Source organism: Acinetobacter sp. PC34, from assembly GCF_051789135.1.
Classification (GTDB): Bacteria; Pseudomonadota; Gammaproteobacteria; order Pseudomonadales; family Moraxellaceae; genus Acinetobacter; species Acinetobacter johnsonii.
In genome coordinates this window covers 314,010-327,860 of the sequence record NZ_CP196664.1, presented here as the reverse complement: position 1 = coordinate 327,860, position 13,851 = coordinate 314,010, and the positions used below count along the sequence as shown (strand labels likewise).

The following is a 13,851-nucleotide window of genomic DNA, read 5'->3' as shown; positions in this document are numbered from 1 at the left end:
CTTTTTTAAGGCGCCGGCCCAATTAATACTAGGCTTCTCGGGCGCTCGACATAGCCCTCACGCCCATCCGGAATAATTTCAATCAAATCAATTTGTGTAGCGGTGATATTAATCACACGACCATGATTCATCCCCAAATAACTACCACGCTGCACGCGTTCAATTTCACCATCAGGGGTTTGAATCAACGCCAAAATTTGTCCATTTTGTCCACGCATGCTGCCTTTCATGTTAAGCGATTCAATCGCATAACTTTCCAAGGGTTGTAATTGGCGAGATAAGTTTGGATAAACACGCTTTCCAGCCATAATTTTCAGTTCAGCCGCTAATGAGCTTGGCATAAACGGACTTTTTAATTGATGCGCGGCATAATTAAAAGTCGGTACAGGTGGGAAATCTGGCGCAGGTTCAATCGGCAATGGTGGCTGATTACGAATTTCAGCCATTTGCATATTGACCGCATCAATACGTGAATCACAACCGATAAGGAATAGTCCAACGCAGAGACTAAGCATGAGATTTTGATATTTCATTACTGAGCACCTCCTGCATCTGCTTTAGCTGTATTTTCCACACTTGCAGCAGCTGTCGCCCCGACATAGCGGTAAGTTTTAGCCTTTACACTGTATGAAATTTGCGGAATATCCGTCTTTTTCTCATTATTACTTGATGCTGAGATATCGAAGTCATGCAAGGTCACAATACGCGGCAAAGCTGCAATTCCACTGACAAATGAACCAAAAGAATGATAATCACCCGTCGCTTCAATAGAAATCGGCTGTTCGATAAAGAACTCTTGGCGAATTTCTGGCTCTAAACGAATATTTTTAAACTTTAATCCAGAATTTACGCCGCTCACGTTGATATCTTCAACCAAACCCGGAATTTCAGTTTCTTTCGGCAACTGTTCTAACTGCTGATTGAAATTAGCTTCCATTTCTTGCAATTGCGCTTGATATTGCTGCAAGTTACGTAATTTTGAATCTTTTTCACGAAACTCATTCAGTAAATTTTGTTCTTGTGCATGTGCATTTGAAATCGCATCAAGTTTCGGCTTAATCACGACAAAATAACCCAAAGCTCCAATCACTAAAATGATAAAGATCCAACAAGTCAATTTGACTGAAAACGGCCAACTACCGTAATTGTTTGGATCTAGGGTATTAAACTGTTGAAAAAATTTATCAACCGTCATTTTTTTCTTGGTTACAGCATGGTTTTCTGACGTTAATTCTTCAAATTCATCGCGACTCATTGTGCTGCCCCCGCTGTTGAATTATTAACTGTGCTTGCGGCTTCAGGTGTGGTCGCATCAGGCGTTACTGGCTGAGCAATCTCATCTAAATCTGCCGTGACCACAAAGGTGCCATAGGTTTCTTCAACACGTGGCACGATGGAACTTGGTGCTTTATCTTTTTTCTCTTCAGCAACCAAGAATGAATTCATAAAGGCATTGCGATACCACGCCGATGCTTCTAGGTTACGTAAGAACTCCGCAACTGTATTCGGGCTTTCCGCTTTCCCTTCAATGGTAAATTTATCACCTGTACGCACAAACTTAGTAATATACATATTACTTGGTGTAACACGCACCATTTCATCAACCAAACGCACAGCCACAGGACGTTGACCTTGCAAGCCTTGGATCAACTTCATCCGTTGAACAATCGCATTGCGCTGCTCTTGCAGACCTTCCAATGACTTTAATTGAACATCTAAGTTTTGATTGGTACTCACCACCAACTGATTGGCCTGTTCTTGATCTTCCAGTTTTTGACTGTAAAAGAACCAAGCCAAAGCAACAGCTAAAACCCCAACTAATGCAGCCCCAACACAATAGGCAATAAATTCTTTTTTTCGTTTCTCTCTTAACGCATCACGCCAAGGGAGTAGGTTAATTTTTGCCATTAATCAAAACTCCTCAATGCCAATCCACATGCCACCATGAGTGATGAAGCATCATTTTCAATTTTTTTAATGTCGATTTGTGGAGAAAAGCCCATCTGTAAAAATGGGTTGGCAATGGTGACCCGATAACCTAATTTTTGTTGTAATAACTTCGCCAGTCCTGGAATATTGGCATTCCCCCCTGCCAATAAAATATGGTCGATCTCATTAAATTGAGAGGACGAAAAGAAGAACTGCAAAGAGCGTGCTGCTTGTTGCACCACAGCTTCAAGAAAAGGCTCAAGGACTTCAATATCATAGTCATCAGGCAAGGTACGGCTTTTTTTGGCACGTCCAGCTTCTTCAAAAGACAAACCATAACGATTTTGAATTTCTTGCGTCAGTTGTTTACCCCCGAACACCTGTTCACGGGTATAAATGACTTTATTATTTTGCATGACGGACAAGGTGGTCATGGTGTGACCGATGTCCAGAATCCCAACAGTATTTACGCCCATTGGAAGCGTATCTGAAAAAACTTTGAATGCATTTTCAATGGCGAAACTTTCAACATCGGCAATCTTAGGCGTTAAACCGCCCAACTCCAATGCTTCGGCGCGTGCCTCTACATTTTCAATGCGGGTTGCAACGAGGAGTACATTGACACGATTAGGATTGGCTAAACGGTCTGGAAGGACTTCAAAGTCTAAACTCGCTTCATCTAATGGGAATGGAATATATTGCTCAGCATCATCACGAATCTGAATTTCACGTTCGTCATCGTTCATATCGGCATCCATTTCAATGATTTTAGTAATCACCATGGAAGTCGGAACTGCCAGTGCTACGTCTGTCGATTGAACATTGGCCAAATTTACCGCACGCTCAAGGGCATCACCAACTGCTTCTGGATTCAATATATTTTTTTCGACCACACTTCCTTCTGGTAAAGGGACAAGTGCATAGCTCTCCACCCAATACCGATTGTTTTTAACAGAAAGTTCCAATACCTTAACAGAAGTCGAACTAATATCTACTCCTATTAACCCCTTACTTGGCTTACGATATAACCTGAGCACAGTATCATTCCTATTATTTTTTTATCCCCAAAAAAAGTAACCCACTAATTAGTCTGCGTCTATAATTTTATACGGATACAATAACTCATCTAACATTCCGTATGTGTACAGGATATACTGACCGCTAATTAGTTTGCCATTAGCTCTTATTAAAACTTACTTGTTATGAAAAAGCTATCTTGTTCGGGCCGTGTTCATCCATTTTTTTTGATCATTATTATAATGTTGGTCTCAATTCCAATGGGTTTTTATGGCATGTATCTCTATATTGCCCCATCTTTGCCGCAAATGACAACTATAAAAAAGGCGCCATTACTAAAACCTTTACAAGTTTATAGTGCGGATAACCAACTCATTTCGGAATACGGTGGCAAGCTATCTGTACCCGTAGATTACGATCAGATCCCACGAAGTTTTATTCATGCCTTTTTAGCAGCGGAAGATTCTTCTTTTTTTGAGCATAGTGGTATCAGTTTTAAAGGTTTAGGACGTGCAGTCAGTGAAAGTATTACTGGCTCCAACGTCCAAACGGGTGGCTCGACCATCACCATGCAAGTGGCAAAAAACTATTATCTCAGTCCCGAGCGTACCTTAAAACGTAAGTTGACTGAGGTTTTTCTGGCACGAAAAATTGAACAAAATTTGACGAAAGAGGAAATCTTAACCCTCTATGTCAACAAGATTTTCTTGGGTAAAAATGCCTACGGTATCGCAGCGGCAGCTAAAATTTACTATAACAAAAGCTTAGACGAACTCAGCATTGCGCAAATGGCGATGATTGCAGGTCTGCCTAAAGCGCCGTCTAAATACAATCCAGTGGTCAACCCCGAACGTGCTTTAGAACGTCGTAACTGGATTTTGGGTCGTATGCTGCAGCTAGGCTACATCAACCAAAGCCAATATGAAAAAGGGATTGCTGAACCAATTAACCTCGATATGCCTGACCGCGGGGTAAGCAACCGATTTCCCTATATCGGTGAAATGGTCCGCAGCGAACTGATTGAAAAGTTCGGCGAGCATGCGATTGACTCTGGTTATAAGGTCTACACCACCATCAACAGCGAACGCCAAGCCTATGCCGAACAAGCGGTACAAGATGGTTTAGAAGCCTATGACCGTCGTCATGGTTGGCGTGGTGCGGAAGCCCATGACAAACCCTTAAGTAGCTTTAGTGCTTTTGCCAATACCTTCCCTGCCGAAGTTACCCGTGTGAATCAAAATAGCTTTGATGCCTTAATGCAAGATGGCTCGACAGTAACCGTGCCATGGTCTGGCATGTCTTGGACACGTCCTTATCGCAATGCAAATGCGGTAGGCGGTGCACCATCAAGAGCATCTCAAATTGTTAAAGTAAAAGACATTGTACGTCTGCGCCCCAATGACAACAAAACCTCATGGGCTTTGGTGCAATTGCCTAAAGTTCAGGGCCAGCTGATTGCACTGAACCCAAACAATGGCGCTGTAGAAGCACTGGTCGGTGGTTATAACTTTTATCAATCTAAATTTAATAGAACCACACAAGGCTGGCGCCAACCAGGTTCGATTATTAAACCCTTTGTCTATGCACTCGCTTTAGAGCGCGGTATGACACCGTATAGCATGGTGAATGACAGCCCAATCACCATTGGTAAATGGTCACCACGCAATGCCGATGGTCGCTATTTAGGCATGATTCCATTGCGTCGTGCACTCTATTTATCGCGTAACACCGTGTCAGTTCGACTCTTACAAACCGTGGGCATTGAACGTACACGTCAATTGTTCATGGACTTCGGCTTAACTGATGAACAGATTCCACGCAACTACACCATTGCACTCGGAACACCTCAGGTTTTACCAATTCAAATGGCTACAGGTTACTCAGCCTTTGCCAATGGCGGTTATCGTATTCAACCACACTTCATCAATCGGATTGAAGATGCCTATGGCAAGGTCATTTATCAGAACAATCCTGAATATGCATGTATTAGTTGTATCTCTCAACAAGAATCAAATCCTCAGTCTGCTGACACCATCACACCTGATGATGAAGTAATTGAAGTCACCAACCAAGAGCTGAACCCTGCTGAAAAATCGGCAAATCCTGTTGAGATCAACAGTGACTATCGCCAAGCGCAACGTATTTTAAAATCCAGTTCTGCTTATGATATGGCGAATATTTTAAAAGACGTGATTCAACATGGTACAGGCCGTGCTGCGCTACGTATTGGACGAGATGACTTGGGCGGAAAAACAGGAACCACCAATGATGCGAAAGATGCTTGGTTTGCCGGCTTTAATGGCAAATTAGTGACCGTAGCGTGGGTCGGTTTCGACCAACCAACGACTTTAGGACGCCGCGAATACGGCGGTGTGGCTGCGCTCCCGATATGGACAGACTTCATGGCCAAAGCCTTACAAGGCACGCCTTCGGCTTGGGTTCAACTCGATGCCAAAGCCAAAGCGCCGATTCAACGCCATCAGAAAGAAGCACCTCAAAGCAACTTAGGCCCAACCCCACCTTTGGCGCAGCCGTTGTATCGCCCTGCACCGGTGGTGGTTCCCCGTGCTCCTGAGCGTGACTTTGATGATTTGCCGGGTGAAGAGGAAACGCTGGTTCCAAAGAACAGCGCCCCACCCACCATGCATGCACCCAAAGAACAACCAAAACCTAAAACAGATGCGCTCGATCATTTGATTGATCAAGTCCAATAAGAAAAGCCCGCATCTGCGGGCTTTTTTATACTTATACTTTTTTCTGAAACAGTAAAATTTGATACTGTGCATGTAAGTCAAGAGCTGCTTGTGACTCTAAGGCTTCACGTCGCTCTTGTTTTGCTTTATAGGCATAAGGGGTCATGGCAATCAGGTTTTTTAAGTCCTGCTGATTAAGCCTAAGTTCAGCATCAACAACATCATCACTCACCAAATCAAACGCATCACTCAACTGCTCTACAAATTTGCTCGGTTCATGCGGCTTCACCTCTTCGAACAGAGCTTCACGCATGGCATACAAATGCTGAGGCGCAGGCGTCACTACAAATAAATATCCTTGCGGCTTGAGCACCCTTAAAATCTCTTGTTTTGGAATCGGGCTAAATAAACTGCTACATAAATCAATTGACTGATCCAACACGGGTAAAGTTGCTCCTGTACCCACTACCCACGTGATATTTTTATTGATTTTCGCAGCCACTTGCACTGCATTTTTTGCAATATCTACACCGACACATTGCAGTACCTCCGACTGCATTGCATCGGTGTAATAGCCTTCACCACAACCAATATCGAGTAAATTTTCAATACGTAACTCACGTACCTTATTGATCACTGCTTGCTGTAAAGGCGCGTAATGACCTGCACTTAAGAAGGCACGGCGGGCTTGTACCGACTCAGGCGTATCCCCCGGATTTTTGCTGTGCTTGTGTTGAACGACATGCAAATTGACGTAGCCTTGTTTCGCCACATCATAACTATGTGAATTCGCACAGCGCCATGTTCTTTCGTTTAAAGTTAAAGCCTCACGACACACAGGACACATGAGCAGATTCATTATTTTCTCCAAGACCTTACCTCAGGCATAAAAAAAGCCGGCAAATACCGACTCTTTTCATACTTTTGCTTAACGCAATTTTAAGGTCATTAGACCTAAAACTACCAGCATAATTGTGATAATCCAAAAACGAATCACCACTTGGGTTTCACGCCAGCCTTTTTTCTCATAATGGTGGTGTAATGGTGCCATCAGGAATACCCGTTTATTGCGCATTCTGAGGGAACCAATTTGCAAGAAGACTGAAATCGCTTCGACCAAAAACACACCAGCCATAATGGCAAAGACAATTTCCTGACGAACCATGACCGCAATTGTACCGAGCATTGCACCCAATGATAATGCGCCCACATCGCCCATAAAAACCTGTGCAGGGTGTGCATTAAACCAGAGGAAGGCTAGACCCGCGCCAATCATGGCTGCACAAATCACCACCAACTCAGAAGCAAAGCGCACATAAGGAATATGTAAATAATTGGCAAAACGGACATCACCAGCCAAATATGCAAATACACCTAAACCCGCTGCAACAAGCACTACAGGCATAATCGCTAAACCGTCCAAACCATCGGTCAGGTTCACGGCATTTGATGCACCATTAATTACCAAATAGGTGAAAATGATAAAACCAATACCCAACGGAATCACCGACAAAGGAATACTTAAATCTTTAAAAAATGGAATCAGCAGATCCAGCATATTTGCGGTATGCACAGGATTGCTCTGTTGTTGCGCAATTACATATAGCGCAATACCTGCGCCCAATGATGCAAGCGACGTCCAAAAGAACTTTTTACGGGCAGGTAAGCCTGCATTGTCTTTATAGCGAATCTTGATCCAGTCATCGGCCCAACCCACTGCACCAAAAATCACCATCACTGCCAAGACAATCCATACATAAGGGTTGGATAAATCTGCCCACAACAGTGTGGAGATACCAATTGAGAGTAAGATCAACACACCACCCATGGTTGGTGTGCCCATTTTTTTGGCATGATTTTCAGGAGCATATGAACTCACGGCTTGACCATATTTGAGTGCTTGCAACTTGCGAATCATCACAGGACCGAGCACTAGACCAATGGTCAGTGCGGTTAAAACACTGAGCAAAGAACGCAATGTTAAATAACGAACCACCTGAAACGAACTATGGTAGCCCGCCAGTTGTTCAAACAACCATAACAACATTTAGAGTTTCTCCATCAAATCAGCCATCAACGTTTCCATATGGGTATAACGAGAACCTTTAAACAGGAAACTCATAGACTGGGGTTGATGTGTTTCAATTAAACTGAGTAAGAACGGCAAAGCCTGCTCTTGAGTTAAAAAAGCCTGCATTTTTTTGCCATATTGGGTGCTGCGTGCACCTTCTTGTGCCGCAGGTGCAAATTCACCGACAGCCACCACGAAGTTCAGCCCTTTCACTGAGACCAAATCGCGCCCCAGCATATAGTGCTGCTGTGCAGCAGAGCTACCTAGCTCACCGATATCACCCATCACCATCACTCGAACCCCCTCTTGCTGTGCAAGCACTTCAGCAGCGGCACGCATAGAGGTTGGGTTGGCATTGTAGGTATCATCAATCAACAAATGACGGCCTTGTTGAATAAAGTTCAAACGCCCTTTTGCACCGACCGCTTGCTCAAGGCCAAGCACAATATCATCCAAGCTAATACCAATCGCTAAAGCAAAAGCTGCCGCAGCAGTTGCATTTTGAACATTATGCTCCCCAGCAAATGGTAAATTCACCTGACGCACGCCTTGCGGGGTATTTAGCTTAAACGTTGCAGATTGTGCCTGTAACTCAATCTCAGTGGCAAAGATTTCACCACCCGCACCAAAGCTGAGCACCTGTTCAGTTTGCACTGCTTGGCGAATGCTATCGGCAAAATCATCGGCTGCAGGAACAATTGATGTGCCATTTGGAGCAATATGCGCATAAATCTCAGACTTAGCACGGCAGATGCCATCGCGTCCACCAAACTCACCCAAGTGTGCTGTACCAATATTGATAATGCCTGCAACCAAGGGCTGGACCAAATTCGAAGTATAGTCAATTTCACCTTGATGGCTTGCACCCAACTCCATCACTGCATATTGATGCTCTGGATGTAATTCCAATAACATGACTGGCACACCCAAGTCATTATTCAGATTGCCACGGGTCACCAACGTTGGTGCTATACGTGACAAAATACTGCCTAACATTTCTTTGGTGGTGGTTTTACCACTACTACCCGTCAGCGCAATCACTTTTAGCTGTGGGTTTTGTGCACGGCGATAAGCCCCCAGTTGTCCCAATGCCAAACGTGTATCGGGCACCACCAACTGACAAACCTCTGCATCTATAGGCTGACTCACAATGGCCACTTGGCAACCTTGTTCAGCAACTTGCGTAATAAAAGCATGTGCATCAAAACGTTCGCCTTTGAGTGCTAAGAAAGCATCTCCTGCTTCTGCATCACGTGAATCCGTCAAAATGCGTTTAATTTCAGTATTTGGCGCTTGATCATTTAGCCAATAACCTTGGGTAGCTTCGAGCAACTGTGCGGCGGTCCATGACACTAAAGGCACTGTGCTTGTTGTTGAGGTATGCATACGACTTCCTTAGTGTGCAGGATAAGCAGAATCAGTAGTGTGGTGCTGTGTATCAATCGCGGATTGCACTTCGACGACATCGTCAAACCAATGCCGAACACCCTCTATTTCTTGATAGTTTTCATGACCTTTGCCTGCAATCACGACAATATCACCCGCTTGGGCCTGTCGAACGGCAAATTTAATCGCTTCACGACGATCATGGATTTCATGAACCACACGGTTTGAGAAATCAATCCCCGCTTTCATATCGGCAAAAATTTGCTCAGGATTTTCTGTACGTGGGTTATCTGAAGTCAACAACACCACATCTGCTCCGTTTAATGCTGCTTGGGTCATGAGTGGCCGTTTGCCACGGTCGCGGTCTCCACCACAGCCAAATACTGCCCAGAGTTGCTGTTCCACATGGCGCTTCAACGTACTTAAGACTTGCACCAGAGCATCAGGCGTATGCGCATAATCAACCACAAACAAACGCGCATCATCACGAATCACTTGCATACGACCTGGCGCACCCTTGAGCTGTGCTGTTGTAGCAACCACATCGGCTAAATCAAAACCCGCTTGTTCAACCATAATTAAACTGGCGACCAAATTTTCAATATTAAAATGACCCAATAATGGGTTCTGTACCTGATATTCGGCCTGTGCCGTACACAAGCTAAAGTTTGCACCCGTCAGGCTATATTGAATATTCTTTACCAGATAGTCTGCAGGCTGCGTGGTTGAATAAGTTAAAATTTTCGGTTGGGCTGGATTATTTTGTGCCGCTTGAATCATGACTCCAGCATGCTCATCATCCAGATTGATGACTGCAACTTTCAATGATGGAAATTGAAATAAGCGAGATTTAGCTTCGGCATAGACCTCAAGCGTGCCATGGTAGTCCAAATGGTCGCGGCTTAAGTTGCTATATGCAGCAATTTCAATTTCACTGCCCGCTAAACGGCCTTGTTCCAAACCATGTGAAGAGGCTTCAATCGATGCAAATTCAGCACCTTGCTTGGCATAGCTATGTAGTGCATTTTGTAGATGCAGCGCATCCAAGGTGGTATGCGACGATGCTTCTAAATTGGGCAAAATGCCATTACCTGTCGTGCCCATTACTGCACATGATTTGCCTTGTAGCATCAACAGTTCTGCGACTAAACGAGAAATGGTGGTTTTACCATTGGTTCCTGTCACCGCTAAAATACGAGCAGGCTGTACTTGGCTAGTGGCCAACAAAAATTGCTTTTGCCAGCCTCCCATCAAGTGACGCACATTCGGCACCACAATACTGTTTTCAAGTGCAAGCTCAGTTTCACTCACCACCGCTAAAGCCCCTTTATCCAAGGCTATTTGCGCAAACTGCACGGTTTTTTCAGGTTGTGAAAGGGAGGTCAGCGCAATAAAAATTTGCCCTGCCTGTACTTTACGACTATCAAGAACAAAACCTTGAAATGGCTGTGCCATCCATCCAGCGTTTTGGTTAGCGGTGTAGAGTTGTTGAAATGTAATGGACATTCATCACCTATTTCTTGATTACAGGAGCATCTAAAGGTTTATCTAAAGGCACGTTCATTAAACGTAAGGATTCTTGCATAACACGGGCAAATACAGGCGCAGACACCGTACCACCATAGTAGGTCCCTTGCGGGTTTTCGACCACAACCACCATCGCTAAACGCGGGTCGCTGACTGGTGCAACACCGGCAAAAAGTGCACGATATTCATTGGTTGAGTAGCCTTTACGGTCAGCACGTAACTTATGCGCGGTTCCTGTTTTACCACCTACACGGTAACCCGGAATGGTTGCACGAGTCGCGGTACCACCCGGTAAGGTTGCCGTTTCCATCATCAACAAAACTTGATCCGCAATTTTTGGATCAATCATTTGTTCACCACGGGGAGGCGCATCTAACTTATACAAACTCAAAGGCATTTTCACACCTTTGTTAGCCAACATGGCATAAGCATCCACCATTTGCAGCACAGTCGCATTTAAGCCATAGCCATACGCCATGGTCGCCACTTCCGATACATTCCATTTACTTGGTGGAAGAATTAAACCACCACTTTCACCCGGGAATTTAACAGCTGAACGCTGACCAAAACCGAGACGTTTATAAAAAGTCGGTAAAGTTGCATAAGGGAGAGACAAAGCAATTTTAGCCACACCCACGTTAGACGATTTTTGAATAATTCCACCCAAAGTCAGTGGACCATAGTTATGTGTATCTCGAATGGTGTGGTTGCCGACTCGCATCGAACCCGGAGTGGTATTAACCACAGTATTCGGCATGTATTTGCCGCTTTCCAAGGCCATTGAAATGGTCAAAGGCTTCATGGTTGAACCCGGTTCGAAAGAGTCAACCGCACCACGGTTACGCATGGCGTCTTTATTGGACAAACTGTTTTTATCGTTCGGGTTATACGACGGCCACGACGCCATCGCTAAAATTTCACCCGTTTTCACATCGACCGCAATTGCTGTGGCAGAACGAGCATTATTGGCTACACCCGCAGCGGTCAGTTCACGGTACATAATGTACTGAAGGCGCGAATCAATACTGAGCGTAATATTTTCGCCCGGCTCAACTTCTTTAACCACCTCGGCATCTTTAAAACGATTGCCCTTTTTATCTCGAACAATTTGCTGCTCACCATCAATACCCGACAAGCGTTGATTCAGCTGCATTTCTAAACCTTCAATGCCCGAACCTTCACTGTTGGTCAAACCAATAATTTGCGCATTCGGTTGTGGCTGCGGATAGTAACGTTTGTAGTTCTTTTCGGTATACACACCTTGGAACTCACGTTTTGCAATCAGTTCGGCTTGCTGAGGTGGCACTTCTTTTTTCAAAACCAAGTAGCGCGAACGCGGACGTTCATTGAGTTTCCGCTTCAGTTCCGCACGATCCATGCCCACGGCATCAGCCAGTTCATCCAGATTTAGATTTTTGTCTGGTAATTGACGCTTCAATTTACGATTGTGTGGATCTTTGGCTAATTCAGCGGTAATTTCATCAAATAGTTTTTTATTATCAAAATAATCACGCGGGTCAATCACCACTTTCATAATCGGCGTACTGATCGCCAAAGGTACACCATGACGGTCATAAATCACACCGCGCATGGCCTTAATTTTTTCAGTTCTTAAAATATTGGCATTGGCTTTATTTTGCAAAAATTCGGTATTAATGACTTGTACGTAAAAAGCACGTCCAACCAAAGCAATAAAGCAGGCTAAAACCACCGCCCACATGAGATAAAAGCGCCACATTTCAACCTGTAGAGCCGATTTTTCAGTCACCGCTTGCTGTTTTTTACGAGTGGGTTTACGCTTTTCTACCATGTTACAGCGGCCTTATTTTTTGTCTTCTGAAGTCGTGGGTAAAGAAATCACTACGGTTTGCGCCGCAGGTGGTGAATACATCCGCAGTTGCGTCACCGCGCGCGTTCCAATTTGTGCAGTTGCGCCAAAAGTTTGCTGTTCAATCAGCAAACGGCCCCACTCTGCATTTAGGTCATCACGCTCGCGCATAAAAGAGCTCATTTCGCGATAGTCATGGCGGTATTCAAACACTTGGAACACCACCATCATGGCACTGATAAACACCAGCACCAATAAAATGACATAGGCAATCAGCTTCTTAAACTTTAACTTTGTTGGAATTTTTTCAACGACTTCAGTTTTCATTATTCGCCTTTAAGTGCTAAGCGCTCTGCAACTCTAAGCCATGCACTACGTGAACGTGGATTGGCTTTAACTTCTGCATCACTTGCTTTCACACGTGATACTTTCTTTAAACGACGTGTATCTGGTCGTTGTTGTGGCATTCCCCAACCCATGTCTTCCTCAAGTGTCGACTCTTTTTGAATAAATTGTTTAATTAATCGATCTTCTAGCGAATGGAAGCTAATCACAGCCAAGCGACCATTCGGTTTTAATACGTCTACCGCTTGCGGTAGGAAAACTTCAATATCTTCTAATTCTTTATTAATGGCAATACGAATTGCTTGGAAAGTTCGTGTTGCGGCATGTTTATTTTTTTCCCATTTCGGGTGCGCCACTTTCACAATTTCAGCCAACTGCGCGGTGGTTTCAATCAACCCAGCTGCTTTAATAGCTTTGGCAATACGACGGCTATAACGCTCTTCACCATATTGGAAAATAATATTGGCTAACGCCTCTTCCTCAATATTGACCAACCACTGCGCTGCAGTTGGACCTTTTGAATTGTCCATACGCATATCCAGTGGTCCATCTTTCATAAAACTAAAGCCACGCTCCGCCTGATCAAGCTGCGGTGAAGACACGCCCAAATCGGCCATAACACCATCGACCAAGCCAATGCCGCGTACTTCTAACTCATGCTTAAGGTCAGCAAAGCTGGCATGGATAATTTTAAACCGTGGATCTTCTTGTTCTAAAATCGCGGCTGTTTCCAGTGCTTGCGGGTCTTTATCAAAACCATAGACACGTGCATTTTCATCCAGCTTAGACAACAGCAAGCGTGTATGTCCGCCACGACCAAACGTCCCGTCAATGAAAATCCCTGTATTGCGATCTGCTACCAAAGCATCAACAGTTTCGTGAAGTAATACAGAAATATGCGACATAAAGACTCAATATGATCGGAAGGAAAAATGTAACTGCACATTATTACCTTGTTTTAACAAAGCTCCAAACGACTTTTTGTAGGGAAATATTACTTTTCATAGACAAAACCGTTTTTAAACGGCATTCATTATCAAAAAAGCCTCCCAAGG

General features: G+C 44.3%; 12 protein-coding genes. 1 reads left to right on the top strand and 11 read right to left on the bottom strand.

Going from position 1 to position 13,851, the window contains the following annotated elements:
• Positions 1-5 precede the first annotated feature (5 nt).
• From ACSC9N_RS01540 to ACSC9N_RS01525, 4 genes are read right to left on the bottom strand one after another with little or no spacing between them, the layout of a single operon-like run.
• Positions 6-533: a pilus assembly protein PilP gene (locus ACSC9N_RS01540; RefSeq protein WP_004691496.1), complete on the bottom strand. Its 528-nt coding sequence runs from the start codon at positions 531-533 to the stop codon at positions 6-8.
• Positions 533-1,255 carry a type 4a pilus biogenesis protein PilO gene (locus tag ACSC9N_RS01535; RefSeq protein ID WP_004691497.1) on the bottom strand — a complete coding sequence of 241 codons (723 nt, stop codon included), beginning with the start codon at positions 1,253-1,255 and terminating at the stop codon, positions 533-535. Before ACSC9N_RS01535 ends, ACSC9N_RS01540 begins: the two co-directional genes overlap by 1 nt.
• Positions 1,252-1,908, bottom strand: a complete 657-nt coding sequence (locus tag ACSC9N_RS01530) for a PilN domain-containing protein (protein ID WP_395475020.1) — start codon at positions 1,906-1,908, stop codon at positions 1,252-1,254. Before ACSC9N_RS01530 ends, ACSC9N_RS01535 begins: the two co-directional genes overlap by 4 nt.
• A complete protein-coding gene (locus ACSC9N_RS01525; RefSeq protein ID WP_004978085.1) occupies positions 1,908-2,966 on the bottom strand; it encodes a pilus assembly protein PilM in 1,059 nt (352 codons plus the stop codon). The genes ACSC9N_RS01530 and ACSC9N_RS01525 overlap by 1 nt, the downstream gene beginning before the upstream one ends.
• 165 nt (positions 2,967-3,131) lie before the next feature.
• Between ACSC9N_RS01525 and ponA the strand changes: the two genes are divergently transcribed.
• A complete protein-coding gene (gene ponA / locus ACSC9N_RS01520; RefSeq protein ID WP_395475019.1) occupies positions 3,132-5,660 on the top strand; it encodes a penicillin-binding protein PBP1a in 2,529 nt (842 codons plus the stop codon).
• A 31-nt stretch (positions 5,661-5,691) separates the two neighbouring features.
• Here ponA and ACSC9N_RS01515 read toward each other — a convergent pair whose 3' ends face one another.
• The 7 genes from ACSC9N_RS01515 to rsmH form a co-directional block, all read right to left on the bottom strand.
• Complete coding sequence (locus ACSC9N_RS01515; RefSeq protein ID WP_395475018.1) at positions 5,692-6,498, bottom strand: putative RNA methyltransferase; 807 nt, start codon at positions 6,496-6,498, stop codon at positions 5,692-5,694.
• Between the two features lie 69 nt (positions 6,499-6,567).
• The gene (mraY, locus tag ACSC9N_RS01510) at positions 6,568-7,686 is read right to left on the bottom strand and encodes a phospho-N-acetylmuramoyl-pentapeptide-transferase (RefSeq protein ID WP_004691502.1); all 1,119 of its coding nucleotides are present in this window, start codon (positions 7,684-7,686) and stop codon (positions 6,568-6,570) included.
• On the bottom strand, positions 7,687-9,096 hold the full coding sequence (locus ACSC9N_RS01505) for a UDP-N-acetylmuramoyl-tripeptide--D-alanyl-D-alanine ligase (protein WP_005401358.1): 1,410 nt from the start codon (positions 9,094-9,096) through the stop codon (positions 7,687-7,689).
• A 9-nt stretch (positions 9,097-9,105) separates the two neighbouring features.
• Complete coding sequence (locus ACSC9N_RS01500; protein WP_348959934.1) at positions 9,106-10,602, bottom strand: UDP-N-acetylmuramoyl-L-alanyl-D-glutamate--2,6-diaminopimelate ligase; 1,497 nt, start codon at positions 10,600-10,602, stop codon at positions 9,106-9,108.
• Between the two features lie 7 nt (positions 10,603-10,609).
• A complete protein-coding gene (gene ftsI / locus ACSC9N_RS01495) occupies positions 10,610-12,433 on the bottom strand; it encodes a penicillin-binding protein PBP3 (RefSeq protein ID WP_078389190.1) in 1,824 nt (607 codons plus the stop codon).
• A gap of 12 nt (positions 12,434-12,445) precedes the next feature.
• On the bottom strand, positions 12,446-12,778 hold the full coding sequence (gene ftsL, locus ACSC9N_RS01490; protein ID WP_004691506.1) for a cell division protein FtsL: 333 nt from the start codon (positions 12,776-12,778) through the stop codon (positions 12,446-12,448).
• Positions 12,778-13,701, bottom strand: a complete 924-nt coding sequence (rsmH, locus tag ACSC9N_RS01485; protein ID WP_058951622.1) for a 16S rRNA (cytosine(1402)-N(4))-methyltransferase RsmH — start codon at positions 13,699-13,701, stop codon at positions 12,778-12,780. Before rsmH ends, ftsL begins: the two co-directional genes overlap by 1 nt.
• Positions 13,702-13,851 lie beyond the last annotated feature (150 nt).